This window comes from Kribbella sp. NPDC050470, from assembly GCF_044458365.1.
GTDB lineage: Bacteria > Actinomycetota > Actinomycetes > Propionibacteriales > Kribbellaceae > Kribbella.
This window is the reverse complement of sequence record NZ_JBITHV010000001.1, coordinates 435,056-453,541: the sequence shown is the minus strand read 5'-3', so window position 1 is coordinate 453,541 and position 18,486 is coordinate 435,056. Positions and strand designations below refer to the sequence as shown.

The following is an 18,486-nucleotide window of genomic DNA, read 5'->3' as shown; positions in this document are numbered from 1 at the left end:
AGCCGTCGTCAGCCACGCGGCGACGCGACGGAACGGGGGGCCAGGGCGACGACGCTGACGCCCGCAGGACGGAGATCACCGGGCCGCGGCATCGCGGATCCGGCGAGCTGGACTGCGGCGGCGCCGAACGCCACCGCCTGACGCAACCGATCGGCCGGCCCCGCTCCGGCCAGGTCGGCAAGCAAGTAGCCGGCCAGGGTGGCGTCACCCGCGCCGACGGTGTTGATCGGCACGACGGCCTCGGCCTTCCCGAGCCACGCCGTACCGGAGCCGTCGACCAGCACGGCCCCGTGCCGGCCGAGCGTCGCGAGCACAGCCCCGGCGCCACGAGCGATCAGCGCCCGGGCCGCTTCGGCGACGAACGACGGATCAGCCTCGAGCCGCGCGATGTCGTACCCGGTGAGCTCGGCGAGCTCCTCCGCGTTCGGCTTCAGCAGATCCGGTTGGAGGGCCGCAGCGGCCACTGCGCGCAGCGGTTCACCGGACGTGTCGACGGCGACCGCACATCCCTGCTCGTGCAGCGCCGCGACCAGCTCGACGTAGAAGTCCGCAGGCACAGCCGGTGGCAGTGACCCCGACAGCACCGCCCACCGAGCATCGGCTGCTTCCTTAAGTACGGCACCAACCAGTGCTTCGAGAACCGAAGCAGTGAGCGGCATCCCGGCCTCGTTGAGCTTGGTCGTCGTACCGTCCGGCTCGACGACGGTCACGTTCACCCGCACCGGATGCGGTACGTCGACCGCCCGGTAGGCAACCGTCTGATCGCGCAGCGCGGCCAGCATCCGGTCGTCGGCACCAGCAGGCAGCACCGCAATCGCAGGCGCTCCCGCAGCCGTGAGCGCCCGGGCGACGTTCACACCCTTGCCACCCGGCTCACTCCGCGCAGACACCGCCCGCTGCACCTCGCCACGGCGCAACTCCCCCGCAAGCTCGATCGTCCGATCAACACTCGGATTCGCAGTCAGCGTGACGATCATGCGATCACCACCTCGACCTCGCGGGTCTCGAGCTCTCGGACCACGGCTGGGTCGATCGCGTCGTCGGTGACCAGTACGTCGACGTCGTCGAGGGAAGCGAAGCGGACCAGGTGCTCGCGGCCGATCTTCGACGAGTCGGCGACCACGACGACCTGGTGCGCGGCCGCGATCATCGCCCGCTTCACGGCAGCCTCGTCGGTGTCCGGGGTGGTGAGACCGTGGTCGACCGTCAGCGCGTTGGTGCCGATGAAAGCCAGGTCGACCCGCAGGTCTGTCAACAATCGGACAGTCTGATCGCCGACAGCGGCCTGGGTCTCGCCGCGGACGCGGCCGCCGAGCAGGTGCAGGCGGACGCTGTCCGACGCACCGAGCCGGGCCGCGATCGGCACCGCGTTCGTCACGACCACGAGCTGGCGGTCCACCGGCAGCAGCGAGGCGATCCGGGCGGTCGTCGTACCGGCGTCGAGCAGGACGCTGCCGCCGCTGCCCGGCAACAGCTCGATCGCGGCCTTCGCGATCCGGTCCTTCTGGTCCGCCTGGGTGGCGTCGCGCTCGGCGACGCCCGGCTCGATCACGGTCAGCGCGGTGGTCGACACCGCACCGCCGTGGACCCGGCGGAGCAGGCCGGCCCGCTCGAGCTGAGCGAGGTCGCGGCGCACCGTCTCGGTGGTCACGCCGAGGTCGGTCGCGATGCCGCTGACCGTGACCCGGCCCTGCTCACGGACCTTGGCGACGATCGCCGCCTGCCGCTCCTCCGCGTACATATCGGCTCCAGATCTGCGTTTCGTTGGGATTTTGTGTTGTTTCAGTTGGTTTTACGCCCGATCTATTGACATGTCAAGACCTCTGTTCGTAACGTCCTGGCAATCCAGCCGAGCTAGAGGACCCGTCATGAACCACATTTCGAAGGGCGTCCCCGTCGTACCGGGTGTCGGCTACGGGCCGGCCATCCGCCCGGAGCCGCGTCCGGCGATCCCGGCCCCGACCGCCGTCGCCGAGCCGGACCGGGCCGCCGAGGTCGCCAGGTACGACGCCGCCGCGGCGACCGTCGCCGAACGGCTGGCCGCCCGCGCCGGACTCGCTTCAGGCGCGGCGGCCGAGGTGCTCAGCGCGACTGCCGACCTGGCGCGCGACCGGGGACTCGCCGCTGCGGCGGCCCAGCGGATCCAGTCCGGAACCGACGCCGTCCACGCCTGCGCCGGTGCGACCGACCAGTTCGCCGCCCTCTTCACCCAGCTCGGCGGCCTGATGGCCGAGCGGGTCACCGATCTGCACGACATCCGGGACCGGATCGTCGCCGAGCTCACCGGCCAACCGGAGCCCGGCGTACCGCATCCGTCCGAGCCGTCCGTGCTGATCGCTGACGACCTCTCCCCCGCCGACACCGCCGGCCTCGACGAGCTGACCGTCGCCCTCGCGACCCGGCTCGGCGGGCCGACCAGCCACACCGCGATCATCGCCCGGCAGCTCGGCATCCCCTGCGTGGTCGCAGTCACCGACCTGCCCGAAATCCCAGCAGGTACGCCGGTTCTGGTGAACGGCGACACCGGCGAGATCCTGGTCGAGCCAGACGAGACAACCGCCCGCGCAGCCGTCCGGGATGCCGCCGCGCAGCGCGCCGCGACCGAGTCCTGGCAAGGGCCCGGCCGCACCGCCGACGGTCACCCGGTCGGCATCCTCGCCAACGTGCAGGACGGGGCCTCCGCCCAGCAGGCCGCCAAGAGCCAGGCCGAAGGCGTCGGCCTGTTCCGGACCGAGCTCGCGTTCCTCAACCGCGAGACCGAACCGGCCGTCGCCGAGCAGGCCGACCTCTACTCCGAGGTACTGCGTGCCTTCGCCCGCCGGAAGGTCGTCGTACGGACCTTGGACGCCGGATCCGACAAGCCGTTGGCGTTCACCGGCGCGACCGACGAGCCGAACCCCGCGCTCGGCGTCCGCGGCCTGCGACTCGCCTTCGCCGATCCGGGCATCCTGGACCGCCAGCTGGATGCTATCGCCCAGGCCGCGGAAAGAACCGGTGAGCAGCCGTGGGTGATGGCTCCGATGGTCGCCACTGTCGCGGACGCACGGTTCTTCGCCGAACGCGCCCGCAGCCGCGGCCTCGTCGCCGGCGTGATGGTCGAGGTCCCTGCAGTCGCCCTGCTCGCCGACCGCGTCCTCGACCACGTCGACTTCCTGTCGATCGGCACGAACGACCTGACCCAGTACACGATGGCCGCGGACCGTCTGTCGCCTGAGCTCGCCAACCTCACCGACCCGTGGCAGCCCGCACACCTCGCGCTGGTCGCACAGGTCGCCCGCGCGGGCCAGACCGCGGGCAAGCCCGTCGGCGTCTGCGGCGAGGCGGCCGCGGATCCCTTGCTGGCCTGCGTTCTCGTCGGCCTCGGCATCACCTCGTTGTCGGCAGCAACCGCCGCCCTCCCCGCCGTCGGCGCTCGCCTGGCCACGGCGACCCTCGACCAGTGCCGAGCCGCCGCAACCGCAGCCCTCGCCGCCGAAGATCCCGCCACCGGTCGGGAGGCGGCCCGCACGGCGCTGAACCAATCCGGTTGACGCACGGATGATCGAGTAGTCGACTGGGAGGTCATACCGAGCTGGGAGGGGCACGGCATGGACCACTCGATCTGGGCGGAAGGGTTGACCAAGCGGTTCGGCGAGACCGTCGCGCTGGCCGGGGTCGACCTGGCGGTGCCGACCGGCAGCGTCCTCGGGCTGCTCGGCCCGAACGGCGCCGGGAAGACGACCGCGGTCCGCGCACTCGCGACACTGCTGCGTCCCGACGAGGGCCGCGCCACCGTCGGCGGGTACGACGTACTGCGCGAAGCTCACCAGGTCCGGAAGATGATCGGCCTGACCGGCCAGTACGCCGCGGTCGACGAGAACCTGACCGGCACCGAGAACCTGCTGCTGATCGGGCGCCTGCTCGGCCAGTCCCGGCGCGCCGCGCGCCAGCGGGCCGCCGAGCTGCTCGAGGACTTCGGTCTGTCCGACGCCGCGGACCGCGCGACCAAGACGTACTCGGGCGGCATGCGGCGGCGGCTCGACCTGGCCGCGAGCCTGGTCGGCCGGCCCAAGATCCTCTTCCTCGACGAGCCGACCACGGGCCTCGACCCGCGCGCACGACTGGAGCTGTGGAACCTCGTCCGCGACCTGGTGCGCGGCGGATCCACGGTCCTGCTCACCACGCAGTACCTGGACGAGGCCGACGCGCTGGCCGACAACATCGCCGTCATCGACCACGGCAAGCTGATCGCGACCGGCACGCCGGACGAGCTGAAGGCGAAGGCGGGCGCGCAGTCCCTCGCCGTGCGCCCGGCCGATCCGTCGGACCTGCCCACAGTCATCGCGGTCGTCGGCGAGCTGGCGCAGGCCGAGCCGGAGGTCGACCGCGAGGAGGTGACCGCACCGGTCACGGACCCCGCTGTGCTGCCGGCCGTCGTACGGCGGCTGGACGACGCCGGTGTCGTGATCAGCACGCTGACGTTGCGCAGCGCGAGCCTGAACGAGGTGTTCTTTTCCCTCACCGGCCACACGGCCGAGGAATCGTCCGAAGAGGAGGTCCGGGCATGAGCGTCGGAGTCACTCCCGTGCAAGGCCTGCGGCAGTCGGCCACGCTGGCGTGGCGGACGATCGTTCAGATCCGGCACAACCCGTGGGAGCTCGGTGACTTCAGCTTCCAGCCGATCCTGTTCCTGGTCCTGTTCACCTACATCTTCGGCGGCGCCATCGCCGGCAGCACCGCCGACTACCTCCAGATCACCCTGCCCGGCATCATCGTGATGAACATGTTCTTCGTGACGATGTACGTCGGCACCGGACTGAACACCGACCTGACCAAAGGCGTCTTCGACCGGCTGCGGTCGCTGCCGATCGCCCGCTGGGCGCCGCTGGCCGGGCGCATCACCGCGGACCTGGTCAAGCACGCGTGGTCGGTGTTCCTGCTGCTCGCCGTCGGCTACCTGATGGGCTTCCGGGTCGAGACCTCGGTGCTGAGCCTGCTCGCCATGGTCGGCCTGGTGCTGTTCTTCGCGCTGGCCTTCTCCTGGATCTCGGTCCTGGTCGGGGTGCTCGCACGTGATCCGGAACAGGTGCAGATCTTCGGCTTCACGGTGCTGTTCCCGATCACCTTCGTCAGCAACGTCTTCGTTCCCACCGAGACGATGCCGGGCTGGATGCAGCCGATCGTCGAGGCGAACCCGGTGACGATCCTGTCCGACGCCGCCCGCGGCCTGCTCATCGGCGGCCCGGTGGCGGAGCCGGTCGCCTGGTCCCTGCTATGGGCGTGCGGGATCATGCTCGTCTTCGCGCCGATCTCGGTGCTCGCGCTACGGCGCAAGGTGTGAGCACGGAATGAGCACGCTCTGAGCAAGGTCTGAGGTTCACCCGCGCGGCCGGTCGAGCAGGACCACCTCGCAGTCGTAGTGCTGGGAGGCGGTCATCGGGCCGCGGAACCAGAGCAGCGGGACGCGGTTCGGGTCGCCGGGGGCGACGATCGGCCGCAGGTTGTCGACGTCGGAGTCCTCGGTGACCGGCGTCCACGTCGTACCGCTGTCGCTCAGGCGCGCGTGGAAGATCTCGTGGTGCGCCAGCTCCGTGCCGTCGCGCGGGTCGATCGGTGTCGAGACGTACAGCGAGTCCAGGTCGTAGGGGTCGATCGCGACCAGGCCGGTGTAGTCCTGCTCGTGCGGCAGCAGGCCCGGTCCGGCCTTGGCCAACTGCTGGACGTCCCACTCCGCACCCGGGGCGAGCCGTGCGTAGAAGTAGCGGTGATCACGCACCACCCGGTGCCGGTCGGAGTCCTTCGACGGCGCTTCCTGCCGGGCGAGCAGTACGGCGGCGATCGTGCCGTCGGCCCCACGCCGGATGTCGAGCGTCCAGCAGTGCGTCATCTCCTCGCCGTCCCACAACGACCCGGCCTGCAGGACCGTGGTGAGCTCCACCTGCGACGGTGCTTCGCCTTTCAAAGCGACCGGATCCACCACGGTCCCGTCGCTGCGGTGCAGCGCTCCGGCTTCCAGGTAGCCGTGGTAGATCGAGTTGTTGTAGTCGCGCGGATGGTGGTCGGTCGTCACCAGGTCGATCCGCGTCGGCGTCGAGACGTACCGCGTGTAGCCGTTGACGTAGCCGACCTTCGGCCGGGTGAACAGCTTGCCGGCGTACGTCCAGGAGTCACCGTCGTCGTCCGACACCAGCGCACATGGGTCGTCGTTCACCGCCCGCGCGAAGCAGTAGAGCCGCCCGTCGAGCACGTGCAGGTTCGAGTACGTGACCCCGCGCCTGCCGGTGAACTCGCTCCAGTCGAACGTCTGCTCCGGACCCCACGTGCGCGGATCACCCGGCTCGCTGATCCGCCACCGGGTCAGGTCGTCGGTCTTGTGCTTGGTGTAGACGGCCAGCCACCGCCCGTCCGCCCGCCGCCACAGCGCCGGCACATCGTGATCGTCCGCCTCGAAGTTCTCATGCAGTACGACGACCTCGCTCGAGCCGGACCGCAGGTCGACCACCGTCAGCTCGACGTTCCCGGACCGCTGGTCAGCCCCAGGCCCTTCCGGCGCCGCGATCGACCCGACCACCAGCGTCTGGCTGTCCGGGTCCACCACCGCCCGCTCGTCCTGAAACCAGCACCACGCACCGTTGTCATTGATCACCGCAGGCTCGCCCATAGGCCCCCAGTCTGCCAGCAAGCGCTTACCAACACGACCTCACCCGGCGTTTTCCAGCGCGGCGAGCAGGTCGAGAGGGCGGTTGTCCGGGGCGGGGCGGACCTCGTTCATCAGGTAGGAGAAGGAGATTGCGCGGGTCGGCCAGGCTCCGTGGCGGGAGCCGCCAGCGCCCGGGTGGCCGAAGGCGTCGGCGGGGCGTCCGAGGTTGGCGGACGGGGTGTGGAGCTCGAAGCCGGCGCCGTACGCGATCTCGCTTCCCCAGGTCGGTTCGATGCCGCGCCGGAGCTCGCGCCGGCCCAGCGCGACCGTCTGCGGGGTCAGGACACCGTCGGCCAGGAGGGACGCGTAGAAGCGGGCCATGCCGCGGGCGGTGGCGAATCCTCCGACGGCGGCGAGGCCGGCACTGCGGTATTCAGGACTGTTCCAGATCTTCTCCGCGCCCGGGACCCACAGCGGGTTGCGGTTGAGCCGCAGCAGCGGGTCGGTCTGTGATTCATCCATGAGTACGCCGTCCGGCGCGACCATCGTCGTCGCCCGCCAGTGCAGCTCGTCCGGGAGCCCGATCCACACCTCCAGGTCCAGCGGCGCGGCGAACTCGTCGGCGAAGAACTGCCCAGCCGTGCGCCCGTCGACGCGGCGGATCAGCTCGTCGACCAGCCAGCCCCACGTGATCGCGTGGTACATGAACGCGGCCCGCGGGTCCGCCGCCGGAGCCTGAGCCGCCAGATGGGCAGCCATCACGTCATGGTCGAGCAGGTCGGCGTACCCGGCCTCGACCCAGGGCAGTCGGGCCTGATGGGACAGCACCTCGGCGATCGTCGTCTCGCCCGCGCGGAACGCCGGCCAGTAGCGGCCGAGCGGATCGTCCAGCGACAACCCCCCGCGCTGCACGAGCAGCAGAACACAAGCGGCCACGAGCCCCTTGGTCCCGGAGAACATCAGCTGGACCGCGTCCCGATCCCAGGCCCGCCCGGTGTCGCGATCCGCGGTCCCGCCCCACAGATCGACCACGAGCTCGCCGTTTCGGTACGCCGCGAACGCTGCCCCCAACTCGCCTCGCTCGGTGAAGTTCCGCGTGAACGCCTCGGCCACGCCCTCGAATCCCGCTGCCGTCCAGCCATCGATCATGGCCGAGATAGTACCGATCGTTCTTATCTGACGCCAGTACATGAGAACGATCGGTACTATGAGCGGCGGAGGTGGTGCACGATGCCGGTCAAGGCGGGTGAACGGCTCGACCCGGAGGCGACCAGGGCGCGGATCCTGGCGGCGGCGTCCGAGGTGTTCCGGCGGCGCGGGATCCATGCCGTCGGCATCAACGAGGTCGCCGAGGCGGCCGGCGCGTCGAAGCTGACCATCTACCGGAACTTCGGCTCCAAGGAGGGCCTGGTCGAGGCCGTGCTCACCGACCGGACCCAGCGGGTGCGGGCCTGGTACCAGCAGGCGGTCGACCGGGCCGACGCCGGGCGGGACCGGATTCTCGCCGTCTTCGACCTGGTCGCGGCCTGGTACGCGGAGGCCGGCTTCCGCGGGTGCGCGATGATGAACGCCGCGACCGAGGACCGCGCGCACGACGGCGCACCCCGGCGGCTCGCGCAGGAGCACCTGACCTTCTACCGCGACCTGTTCGGCCGGCTCCTCACCGAGGCCGGTGTGCGTGACCCCGCGACCACGGCGCGCCAGCTGGTCATCGTCCTCGAAGGGGCGACGATCGTCAGCGCGATCGACCGGAACCCGGCGCTTGGAGCCGAGGCGCGGGTCATCGTGGAGACGTTGCTGGACGCGGCCTGAGGAACACGAGGCAGACCAGCACACACGCCGTACCGGTGCCCGCGGCAACGAAGAACGCGGCCGGGAACCCGAGCTGCTCGGCCACGAGCCCACCGAGCGGGCCGGCCGCCATCACCCCGAGATCCCAGAACGACGTCATCACGCCCATCGACACCCCCGGCCGCAGCCCGCGCACCCGGTCGAGCGTCATCGACACACACGACGGGTAGATCAAGGCCAGACCCAACCCGGCCAGCCCGGTGAACACCAGTGCAGTCACCGCCGCATCAGCCAGCGCAAGCCCGGTGAGCGCCACGACCTCGATCGTGACTGTCCAGGCCGCCACCGCGCGCCCGCCGTACCGATCGACCAAGGGACTGCCTGCGAAGCGCACGACCAGGAACACCGCGGCGAAGACCGCGAGCGCGTAGCCGTCCGCGCCGATCCCGTCGTCGCGCAACCGCAGCACGAGCAGCGCGGCGATCGTGCCGTAGCAGTACGCCGCCAGGCCGATGGTTGCGCCTGGCAACGGTACGCCGACCGGCACCAGGTCCCGGATCCGGCGAATCCGGACCAACGGCTCGGCCCGCGCCGGATCCGCACGCGTCGACAGCACCAGCACCATCGACAACCCCGCGAGTCCGACGATCGTCCACCAGACCCAGTCCCCCACCAGCGACGCGATCACCGGCCCGCCCGCCAGCCCGCCCCACATCGACAACCCGAACCAGCCCGCGACCCGCCCACGCTGCGCGACCCGCGTGCCGGCCAGCACCCACGGCAAGGCCGCCGAGAACAGCGCCGCCTCCCCCGCCCCCATCACCAGCCGCGCGATCAGCAGCACGGCGAGATTCGGCGCCACCAACTGCCCGACCCCGCCGGCCGCAGTCAGCGCTCCACCGAGCAGTACGACGGGACGCGACCACCCACCGTCCGCGAGCCAGCCGGCGAACGGCCGCCCCAAAGCCGTTGCCAGGAAGGCGATCCCGACCGCGGTCCCGCTGGCCAGCGCGCCCCCGCCGTACCGCTCCGGCACGTACGTCGGCAACGCCTGCAACGCGGCGCCGAACGCGAGATACCCACACAGGACTGCCGCCCACAACCGCCGGACCGGGACCGTCATGGGCTAGATAATACCGATCGTTCTTATCTCGTCCGGCGTCAGTCCGGGTAGACCGTCGGATCGGCGACCACCGACGGCGGCTTCCGCGGTCGTAGCGTGCTGTCCGATCGAGCCGCAGCGGCGAGATCGCGGCAGCGGGCGAAGCTGACGTCGCCACAGGACTGCGCGTACTCGATCAGCTCCCGGACGGCGAGCAGCCGGCTGGGCCGACCGGACAGGAACGGATGCAGGCACAGGTTGAACAGACATCGGTAGTGCCGCATGCCGTCCAACTCCGCGCGCCACAACTCGAGCACCTTCCTGGGCGACTCGATCACCGACCCGATCTGCGGCTCGGGCAGGTAGGCGTACTGCTCCCAGTCGTCCAGCGACCAGTGCACCGGCAGCTCGGTGACCGGCCCGCCCTCGACGTCGAGCAGGTACGGCCGGTCGTCGCCCATCAACGAGGAGTCGTAGGACAGGCCGTGCTCGGCGACCAGCTCGAGCGTGGTCCGGGTGGCCTCCCACAAGGCCGCCCGGTGGCCGGCGATCTCGATGCCCTGGGCATCGAAAACCGCCAGCGCCCGTTCGAAGTCGGCCCGCTCCTGCGCCGGGGTCAGCGAGGTCGGCGCCCGGTGGCTGTAGGAGTGGTGCGCGACCTCGTGCCCGTGCTCGACGATCGTTGCCGCCAGCCCCGGCCGCTGCTCGGCCACCCACCCCGGCACGAAGAACGTCGCCGGTACGGCGAGCTCCGCCAGCAGCTCCAGGATCCGCGGTACGCCGACGTCCGGTCCGTAAGCCTGGTGCGACATCACCATCAGGTGATCCGCGTACTGCCGCCCGGCCGCGAGGATCGGCGTCTCGACGTCGACGTCGAACGTCAGCGTGACAACGGCCGCCGCACCGCCATGCCACGTGAGCCCGGTCATGGGGCCTCACAGCCCCATGAACCGCCGCGCGGCAGCGCGGCATCCGATACCGTCATGACCGACCAGTTTGCCACTGCCTTGCGTTCGCCAGCGTTGCCGCGGGCTCGATCAGCCTGCGGTCGAACCGCTGCAGCTCCTGGTTCTCGGCCAGTCGCCGCGGCAGGTCCGGGTTGGCCAGCGCACCGCGAGCCAGCGACAGCAGGTCCGCATGCCCGTCGGTCAGCACCTGATCCGCCTGCGCCGGGTCGTGCATTCCGCCGTTCGCGATGACCGGCAGCCCGGTGACCCGCCGGGCCAGCCCGGTGAGCGTCTGCCCGCCGTGCAGCCTCGCGGTCTCCAGCCAGTTCCGGCCCTCGCTCGCGATGTGCAGGTAGCCGATGCCCGTCGCGGCAAGCGCCTCGTAGATCGCCTCGGCCTCGTACGCGCCCCCGGGCCACCGGTACTCAAGGTCGTTCACCTTCGTCTGCGACAGCCGCACGCCGACCACGAAACCGGACGGCGTCGCGTCGACGATAGCCCGCGCGACCTCGGCGGTCAGGCGGATCCGGTTCGCGACGGGTCCGCCGTACGAGTCGGTCCGCTGGTTGGTGTAGACGGTGAGGAACTGATCGAGCAGGTAGCCGTTCGCGCCGTGGATCTCGACACCGTCGAAACCCGCCTCGGCCGCCCGGACGGCGGCGACGGCGAACCCGTCGACGATCTCGTCGAGCTGGGAGACCGAGAGCTCGGACGGGACCGGCCACGGCCCGGAGCCGCCGTACTCGGTGAGCATCTCGTTGAGCGGCTGGACGGCGGACGGCCCGACCCGCTCGGTGGTGCGCGGGTTGCCCTGCGAGATCGCACCGGCGTGCATCAACTGGGCGACGATCGGCCGGCCCGCGGCGTGGACGCGGTCCGTCACCTGCCGCCAGCCCTCGACGTGCGCCGCCGTGGCGAGCCCGGGCTGGTTCAGATAGCCCTGGCTGTACGCCGAGTCGGGGTAGGTGCCCTCGGTGATGACCAGGCCGAACCCGCCGGCCGCGAACTCCGCGTAGTAGTCGGCCATCTCGGCCGTCGGCACCCCGTCGGGGGTGGCGGAGACCCGGGACATCGGCGCGACCGCGAAACGGTTCGCCAGCGCCAGGCCGCCGAGGTCTACCGGCTCCAGGGCCGGGTGAACACGAGTCGTTGTGAGATCCATGGCCCCCACTCCACCAGGCGCGACCGCCCCCAAGCGATGGACCGATCCACAGCACTACCCGGAGAACGGTGGAGGATCCTCCACTGAACCGCTCTCGCGAGGCTGCTTCGGTTGAGGTATGCAGACTGTCGCGCGCACTCACGTCCCCGCCCGCTCCGGACGCGCCGTCCGGGTCCGTCGCGGCCAATCCGTCCGGGTCGTCGATCTCGCCGGCCAACAGGTCGGCGACCTCTTCGCGTACGTCGCCACACCCTCCGGCGTCACCGGGGAGCACCTCAGCGCCTCCCCCACCAGGGCCGCGACCAGCCGGCTCTTCCCGGCCGTCGGCGAGAGCTTCGTGACCGATCAGCGCCGGCCGATCCTGACCCTGGTCGAGGACACCTCACCCGGCCACCACGACCTCCTGATCGCCGCCTGCGACGACGCCCGGTACGCCGGTCTCGGCGTACCGGACCATCCGTCGTGCGCGCGGAATCTGCGCACGGCGCTCGGCGTCGACGTCGTGCCTCAGCCGGTGAACGTGTTCATGCACATCCCGGTCCGGGCCGGCGGCGCCCTCGACTGGTTGCCCGCAGCAACTGCTCCCGGTGACTCGATCACGTTCCGGGCGGAGCTCGACTGCGTCGTCGTGGTCTCGGCCTGCCCGCAGGACCTGACCGTCATCAACGGATCGCAGCCCACCGATCTCGCCATCGACGTGCTGGACTAGCGCGACAGCTCGTCCGCTTCGAGGGCCAGGTAGAGGTCGACCCGGTCCTCGGTGCGGGCGACGTCGCGGCCGGTCAGCTCGGTGATCTTCGCCAGCCGGTTCCGCAGCGTGTTGACATGCACGTAGAGGGCGGCCGCGGTCGCGCCGTACTGACCGTCGTGCGCGAGGAACACCCGGAGCGTCGACTCGAGTTCGCCGGCCCGCTGACCGTCGTACTCGCGCAGCGGTCCGAGCACGCCGTCTGCGAAGCCTTGCAGCGTGCCCGAGTCCTGCAGGCCGAGCAGCAACCGGTGGGTACCCAGCTCCTGGAACGACGCCACCGCCTGACCACCGCGGCGCCGCCGGAGCACCTGACAGGCCTCCCGCGACTGCACCAACGGCCGCCGCAACTCCGCCGCCGACGCAGCCACCTCGCCGAGCCCGACCACCGGACGTCGGTCCGCAAACCGCTTCCGCACCGCCGCGCAGAGTGCCTCGGCCAGCGACTTCAGCTCCTGCCGCGGACGCTGCAGTACGGCGACCACGTCCTGACTGCCACCGGCCACGACGACCGCCAGGCTCTCGGCCAGGAAGAAGTCCCCGACCGTCTCCGACAACCCCGGCGGCGCCGACTCGTTGCCGTCGGCAAAGGCGATCGTGAGCACCACCAACTCCCCCGACGGATCCACCCCGAACGCGCGGAGCCGGTCCGGCACCTCCGCCGCCCGCTGCGCACCCGACAGGATCATGTCGAGCAACTCGGAGGCGAACCGCAGCTCGATCGCCTGGATCGCCTGCTGCTTGGCCACTTCCAGGCTGAGGAACCGCGCCGCCTGATCGAGCGCGTCCTGCTCCGGCTTGCTCAACCGGCTCACCGGCCGCAAGCACAGCAGCGCCGCATCCGTGTCCCCCACGGCCCCGACCAGGAACACCGTCGCCCGCCCTTCGTCGCCGCCGAGATCCACCTCGAGCGGCGGTGGGTGCCGAGCCAGTCCGTCGGCGACGATCCGCCGCTGCTCCGCGGTCAACTCCAGCCCGGTCGATGCGAGCGGCCTCGCCATCCGGTCGACGACAGCCAGCGGCAGGTCGTGCTCCCGGCGCAGTACGGCGAGCACGCCGGACGCCCCGGCGCCGCGGGAGATCGCCGAGGCCAGCGCATCGCCCCGGCGAACCATCCCGACCAGCGCATCACGCCGCTGGTCGGTGTGAATCGCCGACGCGGCCTCGGTCACCGCCGTGAACGGGACCTCGATCGCGATCTCCGCCAGCGGCAGGTCCTCCTGCCGGCACGCCTCGATCAGCTCAGGCGGCGTCGACGGCGTCTCGGTGCGCAGGCCGAACACGATGCCCGCGGCCCCCGCCCGCCGCACACTCGCCGCGAACTCCGCCGGGCTCGTCTCGGTCAACCACAGCCCGTTGGTCAGCACGATCTCGCCCGCCCGCACGTACGGCGACGGATCGGGCAACTCGGTGTTGTGCACCCACAACGCCTCGCGCTCGAGCGCACCGTCCGGCCCGGGCACCAGCAACCGAAGCCGGAGCGGGGCGTTGCCGATCAGGGCTGCCAGGCTGAGCATGGTGTGAACATATCCAGTCGGACCCGCATTTCACTAGACATCTACCCACTGCCTCGAGGAGGTGGCTCTTGGTTATCTGAGCCAACTCGTTCCCCTGGAGGCCGTCGTGACCACCACATCCGCACCAACCGAAGCTGTCCCGTTCGACTCGCACGGGGTGGCGCCGATCCCGCCGGAGCACCGCGACTCCACGCCGCGGGAGCAGTTCTGGATCTGGGCCGGCGCCAACCTGGCGCCGATCAACTGGGTGCTCGGCGCCCTCGGCATCACCCTCGGGCTCAGCGTCCTGGAGACCATCCTGGTCGTTGCTCTCGGCAACCTGGTCGGCTGTGCGGTGTTCGGGCTGCTGAACGTGATCGGGCACCGCACCGCGGTCAACCAGATGGTGCTCGGCCGGGCCGCGTTCGGCCGGCGCGGCGCCGTCGTACCGGGCGTTGTGCAGGGGCTGCTGACGATGGCCTGGGTCGGCGTGAACACCTGGGTCGTGCTCGATCTCGCGCTGGCGGTGCTGGGCAAGCTCGGGATCCACGGTGGTCTCTGGCTGGAGTACCTGGTCGCCGCGGTGATCATGCTCGTGCAGCTGGGCCTGGCGCTCTACGGCTTCTACGCGATCCGCACGTTCGAGAAGTACACCGTGCCGTTGACCGTCCTCGTGATGGCGGTCATGACGGTGCTGGCGTTGAGCCAGGCCGACCTGCGGATGACTGCCGGCGCCGCGATCACCCCGGCCGAGAAGCTGACCGCGATCACCCAGCTGACGACTGCGATCGGTGTCGGCTGGGGTATCAGCTGGTTACCGTACTCGGCCGACTACAGCCGCTTCGTCCGTCCGCAGGCGTCGTCGCGATCGGTGTTCTGGGCAACCTCTCTCGGCATGTACATCCCGACCGTCTGGCTCGCGGCCCTCGGCGCCTGCCTGGCCGGCGCGGGCACCGACAGCGACCCGTCGGCGCTGGTGATCAACTCGTTCGGCGTGATGGCGGTCCCGGTCCTGCTGCTGATCATGCACGGCCCGGTCGCGACCAACATCCTGAACCTGTACTCCTGCTCACTCGCCGCGCTGTCGATCGGCATCACCGTCGCGCGCTGGAAGCTCACACTGCTCGCCGGGCTGGTCGCGTCGGCGGTCCTCGTAGCGTTCGTCCGCGCGGACAGCTTCGGTCATGCCTTCGACAGCTGGATGGTGTCGATCCTGGTCTGGATCAGCCCGTGGAGCGCGATCGTCGTGGTCGACTACCTGGTCCTGCGGCGCGGGCGTCTGAACATCCCGGGGCTGTACGCCGACCCGTCGCCGTACGGATCCTGGAACCCGCGGGCACTGGTCAGCCTGGTCCTCGGGATCATCGCCGGCTGGAGCTGGCAGTACGGCCTGGTGCCGGAGATGCGCGGCCCGATCGCGATCGCGTTGAACAACACCGACTTCTCCTGGCTGTCCGGATCGCTGGTCGCGGGCGGCGTGTACTACCTGGCGAGCCGGCGGGTCGTCGTACGCACGGCGGAGCTGAGTCTGGAGGGCCGGTGACGGTTCGGGTCCTGACGACGGGAGGCACCATCGCCTCCCGTCCCGCTCCGGACGGGTCGGTCAGCGTGGCGCTCGGCGGCGCGGAGCTGGTCGAGTCCGTGTCGGTTCGCGAGGTCATGCGCAAGCACAGCTTCGCGTTCAGCGGTTCGGATCTGGTGACCATCGCACGGGAGGTGTTGACGGAGACCTCCGCCGGCGACGGGGTTGTCGTGACGCATGGCACGGACACTCTGGAGGAAACGGCGTACCTGCTCGACCTCGTCGATCCGCCCGCGCCGGTCGTGCTGACCGGAGCACAACGGCACGCAGGCGAGCCGGACTCCGACGGGCCGCGCAACATCGCCGACGCCATCCTGGTCGCCGGGTCTGCGGCGGCTCGCGGGCTGGGTCCGCTGGTCGTGATGGACGGGCGGATCCACGCAGCCCGGCAAGCGGTCAAGGCGCACACCCAGGCGCCGGACGCCTTCCAGTCCTTCGGCGGGCCGATCGGCGAAGTACGGCGAGGAGAGGTGCGGATCTGGTCGACGCCGCAGCGACCACGCGGCTTCCCCTTGCCTGCCGAACTACCTCGCGTCGACATCGTCGCGTCGTACGTCGACGCCGGTGGCGAGCAACTCGCGGCCTGCCGGACCGCGGGTGCCGTCGGCGTCGTACTCGAAGCGCTGGGGGCCGGGAACCCGACTCCCGGCATGCTCGCCGAGGTCCGCGCTTGCCTCGACGCAGGCCTGCCGGTCGTCGTGACCAGCCGGTGCGCGAGCGGACCGACAGCAGCCGTCTATGGCTCCGGGGGTGGCGCTGATCTGAAGGCTGCAGGCGCGCTGATGGCTGGCCCGCTGCCGTCGTCGAAGGCGCGCATCCTGCTGTCGGTCGCGCTCGCGTCGGCGGCCGTGCACCGCCTCCCCGAGCACTTCCGCTGAGGGTCAGATCGTCAGGACGAGCCGGCCTACGGTCGAACCCGCGGACTGGCGGTGCCAGGCCGCCGAGATGTCCGGGAGCGGCACTGTCTCGTGCGCGACTTTGATGGCGCCGGTGGCGGCGTGCTGGAGGACGTTGGTCAGCGCATCACGGCGTTGCTCGGGGGTGAGCGCGTTGTTGGTGTAGCCGAGGATGCTCGCCGACCGGCTGCGCAGGACGGCCGACGAGAACGTCGCTTCGTCCCCCGAAGCACCACCCAGGTTGACCAACCGGCCACCCGGCGCCAGCAACCGCCCGGCCGCCGTCGCCACCGCGCCGAACACCGGGTCCACCACGACATCGAAGTTGCCGTCGAGCTCGTCGACACCGACCACGTTGTCAGCACCGGCCGCCAGCGCACGATCCCGGGCCTCCGCCGACCGGCACACGGCAACGACGCCGCCGGCCCCAAGCACCTTCGCCGCCCCGATCGCGGACTGCCCGACGGCGCCGCCGCCACCGAGGGCCAGCACCCGCTCCCCCGGTTGCAGCTGCGCCCGCCAGGTCAGCACCATCCACGCGGCGACCCCGGACAGACCGATCGCCGCCACCGCCGCATCCGGCACCGCCGTGTCGAGCACCACCAGATCCTCGTCCGGCACCGCGCAGTACTCCGCGAAGCTCCCGTCCCCCGGCGACATCCCGGCCGACGTCGCGAAGAACACCCGATCGCCCGTTCCCTCGACCACACCGACGCCCTGAACCCCCGGCACGTAAGGGATGTCCGGCGGCCCGAAGTACGACGTACCCGAAGCACACAACAGATCCAGGGGTACGACGGGCGCCGCGGTGACGCGGACGATCGACTGCCCTTCCGACGGAACGGGGTCCGGGTGCTCACCGTGGACCGGTGCCTCACCGTGACCACGCAGGACTCCAGCTCGCACGGCGCTCTCCTAGGTGGCGATGTCCGGGTAGGGCAGGTGCAAGTCTTCCATCGCCCTGCCGTAGGCCTTCTGGTACTCCAGCGGTCCGTGGTCGCGCTCGAACATTGCGATGAACAGCGTCAACGTGAGGAACGGATGCGCGCCCATCCGGAAGAGCTCGACGTGGTCCTGCGCGATCAGCGCCTGGCGCTCCTCGTCGGTGAACGCGAGCCAGGTCGACCGCTCACCGGAGGTGCAGTTGAGGATCCGGTTGGCCATCTCCGCCTCCCACCAGGCGACCGTCCCGGCGGCATCCTCGCGGTACCGCTCGACCAGCTCCGGGTCGCGATCGACGGTGAAAAGGAACTTGTCCAGCAGGTACCTGCTCATGTCGGCACTCCGTTCGGGTACCAGGTGAAGTACGCCTCCATGGTGTGGAACAGGTCGAGCGAGTCGACGTGGTCGGCCTTTGCGCCGGCGCCGGCCACCCCCATCATCAGCATGAAGTCCATGAACCCGTGCGTCGCGTTGCCGGGCAGGTGCAGGCTGTCCAGCGTCACCTCGGCCAGGCAGCCCTCGATGTCGCCGCTCGCGATCCAGTCGACCGCCTTCCGGTCGAACTCCGGATCGGGGCCGTGGGCGCCGAACTGCCGCGGGCCGCCGAGCTCGAGGGACAGGTGGCCGGTGCCGATGATCGCGACCCGCCGGTCGTCCGGCCAGGACTCGACCAGCTGCCGGATCGTCCGGCCCAGCTCGACGAAACGCTTCGGCTGCGGCAGCGGCGGCGCGAAGATGTTGGTGTAGATCGGCACGATCGGCAGGTCCGCCTGCGGCCGCAGCGTGATGATCGGGCAGGTGATGCTGTGGTCGATCCGCAGCTCGTTGCTGAAGGCAAGGTCGAAGCCGGCGTCCAGGCCGTTCCGCAGGATGTGCGCGGCCAGCCGCTCGTCCCCCGGCAGCGTCATCCGCGGCAGCCCGAACTCGCGCTCCTCGTTGTACCAGTTCGCGTCGAAGTACGGCGCCTTGCCGACCAGGAACTGTGGCATGTTGTCCAGCCACAGCTGGTGGAAGTGGTCGCTGCCGACCATCACCAGGATGTCCGGCCGGGCCTTGGTGAGGGTCTCCCGGAACGCCTCGATCTTGGCCACCCACTCGTCCGCAAACGGCGGCCGGTCGTCGCCGGTCGACGTACTGGCGCGGTAGTAGAACGGGTGGTGGGTGGAGGCGATGACCGCGACGACAGTGGCCATGTCCTGCT

Annotated in this window: 18 protein-coding genes; 7 read left to right on the top strand and 11 right to left on the bottom strand. The window is 70.7% G+C overall.

Annotated features, from left to right (window positions below):
* Positions 1-8: 8 nt before the first annotated feature.
* A complete protein-coding gene (locus ACIBGM_RS02035) occupies positions 9-977 on the bottom strand; it encodes a 1-phosphofructokinase family hexose kinase (protein ID WP_396384188.1) in 969 nt (322 codons plus the stop codon).
* On the bottom strand, positions 974-1,741 hold the full coding sequence (locus tag ACIBGM_RS02030; protein ID WP_360515648.1) for a DeoR/GlpR family DNA-binding transcription regulator: 768 nt from the start codon (positions 1,739-1,741) through the stop codon (positions 974-976). The genes ACIBGM_RS02035 and ACIBGM_RS02030 overlap by 4 nt, the downstream gene beginning before the upstream one ends.
* 127 nt (positions 1,742-1,868) lie before the next feature.
* Between ACIBGM_RS02030 and ACIBGM_RS02025 the strand changes: the two genes are divergently transcribed.
* From ACIBGM_RS02025 to ACIBGM_RS02015, 3 genes are read left to right on the top strand one after another with little or no spacing between them, the layout of a single operon-like run.
* Complete coding sequence (locus ACIBGM_RS02025) at positions 1,869-3,530, top strand: putative PEP-binding protein (protein WP_360515645.1); 1,662 nt, start codon at positions 1,869-1,871, stop codon at positions 3,528-3,530.
* 57 nt (positions 3,531-3,587) lie between these two features.
* Positions 3,588-4,547 carry an ATP-binding cassette domain-containing protein gene (locus ACIBGM_RS02020; protein ID WP_360515642.1) on the top strand — a complete coding sequence of 320 codons (960 nt, stop codon included), beginning with the start codon at positions 3,588-3,590 and terminating at the stop codon, positions 4,545-4,547.
* The gene (locus ACIBGM_RS02015) at positions 4,544-5,320 is read left to right on the top strand and encodes an ABC transporter permease (RefSeq protein ID WP_396384187.1); all 777 of its coding nucleotides are present in this window, start codon (positions 4,544-4,546) and stop codon (positions 5,318-5,320) included. The genes ACIBGM_RS02020 and ACIBGM_RS02015 overlap by 4 nt, the downstream gene beginning before the upstream one ends.
* A 36-nt stretch (positions 5,321-5,356) precedes the next feature.
* On the opposite strand, the gene ACIBGM_RS02010 is transcribed toward ACIBGM_RS02015, so the two are convergent.
* Both ACIBGM_RS02010 and ACIBGM_RS02005 read right to left on the bottom strand, forming a co-directional pair.
* Positions 5,357-6,640: a BNR-4 repeat-containing protein gene (locus tag ACIBGM_RS02010; protein ID WP_360515636.1), complete on the bottom strand. Its 1,284-nt coding sequence runs from the start codon at positions 6,638-6,640 to the stop codon at positions 5,357-5,359.
* 39 nt (positions 6,641-6,679) lie between these two features.
* Complete coding sequence (locus tag ACIBGM_RS02005) at positions 6,680-7,768, bottom strand: serine hydrolase domain-containing protein (protein ID WP_360515633.1); 1,089 nt, start codon at positions 7,766-7,768, stop codon at positions 6,680-6,682.
* An 81-nt stretch (positions 7,769-7,849) separates the two neighbouring features.
* Between ACIBGM_RS02005 and ACIBGM_RS02000 the strand changes: the two genes are divergently transcribed.
* Positions 7,850-8,431, top strand: coding sequence for a TetR/AcrR family transcriptional regulator (locus ACIBGM_RS02000; RefSeq protein WP_396384186.1), 582 nt, complete (start codon positions 7,850-7,852; stop codon positions 8,429-8,431).
* Here the strand turns inward: ACIBGM_RS02000 and ACIBGM_RS01995 are convergent.
* From ACIBGM_RS01995 to ACIBGM_RS01985, 3 genes are read right to left on the bottom strand one after another with little or no spacing between them, the layout of a single operon-like run.
* Positions 8,400-9,533, bottom strand: a complete 1,134-nt coding sequence (locus ACIBGM_RS01995; protein ID WP_396384185.1) for an MFS transporter — start codon at positions 9,531-9,533, stop codon at positions 8,400-8,402. The two genes, ACIBGM_RS02000 and ACIBGM_RS01995, sit on opposite strands and share 32 nt — an antisense overlap.
* Positions 9,534-9,571: 38 nt before the next feature.
* Positions 9,572-10,441 (bottom strand): polysaccharide deacetylase, encoded by an 870-nt coding sequence (locus ACIBGM_RS01990; protein WP_360515624.1) that lies wholly within the window; start codon positions 10,439-10,441, stop codon positions 9,572-9,574.
* 52 nt (positions 10,442-10,493) lie between these two features.
* Entirely contained in the window at positions 10,494-11,621 is a 1,128-nt protein-coding gene (locus ACIBGM_RS01985) for an NADH:flavin oxidoreductase (RefSeq protein WP_360515621.1), read from the bottom strand.
* Positions 11,622-11,739: 118 nt separating this feature from the next.
* Between ACIBGM_RS01985 and ACIBGM_RS01980 the strand changes: the two genes are divergently transcribed.
* A complete protein-coding gene (locus tag ACIBGM_RS01980; protein WP_396384184.1) occupies positions 11,740-12,330 on the top strand; it encodes a DUF1989 domain-containing protein in 591 nt (196 codons plus the stop codon).
* Here the strand turns inward: ACIBGM_RS01980 and ACIBGM_RS01975 are convergent.
* Positions 12,327-13,886: a PucR family transcriptional regulator gene (locus ACIBGM_RS01975; protein WP_396384183.1), complete on the bottom strand. Its 1,560-nt coding sequence runs from the start codon at positions 13,884-13,886 to the stop codon at positions 12,327-12,329. The two genes, ACIBGM_RS01980 and ACIBGM_RS01975, sit on opposite strands and share 4 nt — an antisense overlap.
* A gap of 106 nt (positions 13,887-13,992) precedes the next feature.
* Between ACIBGM_RS01975 and ACIBGM_RS01970 the strand changes: the two genes are divergently transcribed.
* Both ACIBGM_RS01970 and ACIBGM_RS01965 read left to right on the top strand, forming a co-directional pair.
* Positions 13,993-15,408, top strand: a complete 1,416-nt coding sequence (locus ACIBGM_RS01970; protein ID WP_396384182.1) for a purine-cytosine permease family protein — start codon at positions 13,993-13,995, stop codon at positions 15,406-15,408.
* A complete protein-coding gene (locus ACIBGM_RS01965) occupies positions 15,405-16,325 on the top strand; it encodes an asparaginase (RefSeq protein WP_396384181.1) in 921 nt (306 codons plus the stop codon). Before ACIBGM_RS01970 ends, ACIBGM_RS01965 begins: the two co-directional genes overlap by 4 nt.
* A 3-nt stretch (positions 16,326-16,328) precedes the next feature.
* On the opposite strand, the gene ACIBGM_RS01960 is transcribed toward ACIBGM_RS01965, so the two are convergent.
* Genes ACIBGM_RS01960 through ACIBGM_RS01950 form a run of 3 tightly spaced genes read right to left on the bottom strand, consistent with a single transcriptional unit; the run spans position 16,329 to position 18,478 of the window.
* Positions 16,329-17,249, bottom strand: coding sequence for a zinc-binding alcohol dehydrogenase family protein (locus tag ACIBGM_RS01960; RefSeq protein ID WP_360515606.1), 921 nt, complete (start codon positions 17,247-17,249; stop codon positions 16,329-16,331).
* A gap of 9 nt (positions 17,250-17,258) precedes the next feature.
* Positions 17,259-17,618 carry a hypothetical protein gene (locus ACIBGM_RS01955; protein WP_396384180.1) on the bottom strand — a complete coding sequence of 120 codons (360 nt, stop codon included), beginning with the start codon at positions 17,616-17,618 and terminating at the stop codon, positions 17,259-17,261.
* On the bottom strand, positions 17,615-18,478 hold the full coding sequence (locus ACIBGM_RS01950; RefSeq protein WP_396384179.1) for a hypothetical protein: 864 nt from the start codon (positions 18,476-18,478) through the stop codon (positions 17,615-17,617). The genes ACIBGM_RS01955 and ACIBGM_RS01950 overlap by 4 nt, the downstream gene beginning before the upstream one ends.
* Positions 18,479-18,486: the final 8 nt, after the last annotated feature.

Excerpts from the sequence above, each read along its gene's own strand:
- ACIBGM_RS02035 (WP_396384188.1), bottom strand. The coding sequence starts at position 977 with ATGATCGTCACGCTGACTGCGAATCCGAGTGTTGATCGGACGATCGAG.
- ACIBGM_RS01955 (WP_396384180.1), bottom strand. The coding sequence starts at position 17,618 with ATGAGCAGGTACCTGCTGGACAAGTTCCTTTTCACCGTCGATCGCGAC.
- ACIBGM_RS01975 (WP_396384183.1), bottom strand. The coding sequence starts at position 13,886 with ATGCTCAGCCTGGCAGCCCTGATCGGCAACGCCCCGCTCCGGCTTCGG.
- ACIBGM_RS02030 (WP_360515648.1), bottom strand. The coding sequence starts at position 1,741 with ATGTACGCGGAGGAGCGGCAGGCGGCGATCGTCGCCAAGGTCCGTGAG.
- ACIBGM_RS02015 (WP_396384187.1), top strand. The coding sequence starts at position 4,544 with ATGAGCGTCGGAGTCACTCCCGTGCAAGGCCTGCGGCAGTCGGCCACG.
- ACIBGM_RS02025 (WP_360515645.1), top strand. The coding sequence starts at position 1,869 with ATGAACCACATTTCGAAGGGCGTCCCCGTCGTACCGGGTGTCGGCTAC.
- ACIBGM_RS02005 (WP_360515633.1), bottom strand. The coding sequence starts at position 7,768 with ATGATCGATGGCTGGACGGCAGCGGGATTCGAGGGCGTGGCCGAGGCG.
- ACIBGM_RS01985 (WP_360515621.1), bottom strand. The coding sequence starts at position 11,621 with ATGGATCTCACAACGACTCGTGTTCACCCGGCCCTGGAGCCGGTAGAC.
- ACIBGM_RS01995 (WP_396384185.1), bottom strand. The coding sequence starts at position 9,533 with ATGACGGTCCCGGTCCGGCGGTTGTGGGCGGCAGTCCTGTGTGGGTAT.
- ACIBGM_RS02000 (WP_396384186.1), top strand. The coding sequence starts at position 7,850 with ATGCCGGTCAAGGCGGGTGAACGGCTCGACCCGGAGGCGACCAGGGCG.
- ACIBGM_RS01950 (WP_396384179.1), bottom strand. The coding sequence starts at position 18,478 with ATGGCCACTGTCGTCGCGGTCATCGCCTCCACCCACCACCCGTTCTAC.
- ACIBGM_RS01980 (WP_396384184.1), top strand. The coding sequence starts at position 11,740 with ATGCAGACTGTCGCGCGCACTCACGTCCCCGCCCGCTCCGGACGCGCC.
- ACIBGM_RS01990 (WP_360515624.1), bottom strand. The coding sequence starts at position 10,441 with ATGACCGGGCTCACGTGGCATGGCGGTGCGGCGGCCGTTGTCACGCTG.
- ACIBGM_RS02020 (WP_360515642.1), top strand. The coding sequence starts at position 3,588 with ATGGACCACTCGATCTGGGCGGAAGGGTTGACCAAGCGGTTCGGCGAG.
- ACIBGM_RS02010 (WP_360515636.1), bottom strand. The coding sequence starts at position 6,640 with ATGGGCGAGCCTGCGGTGATCAATGACAACGGTGCGTGGTGCTGGTTT.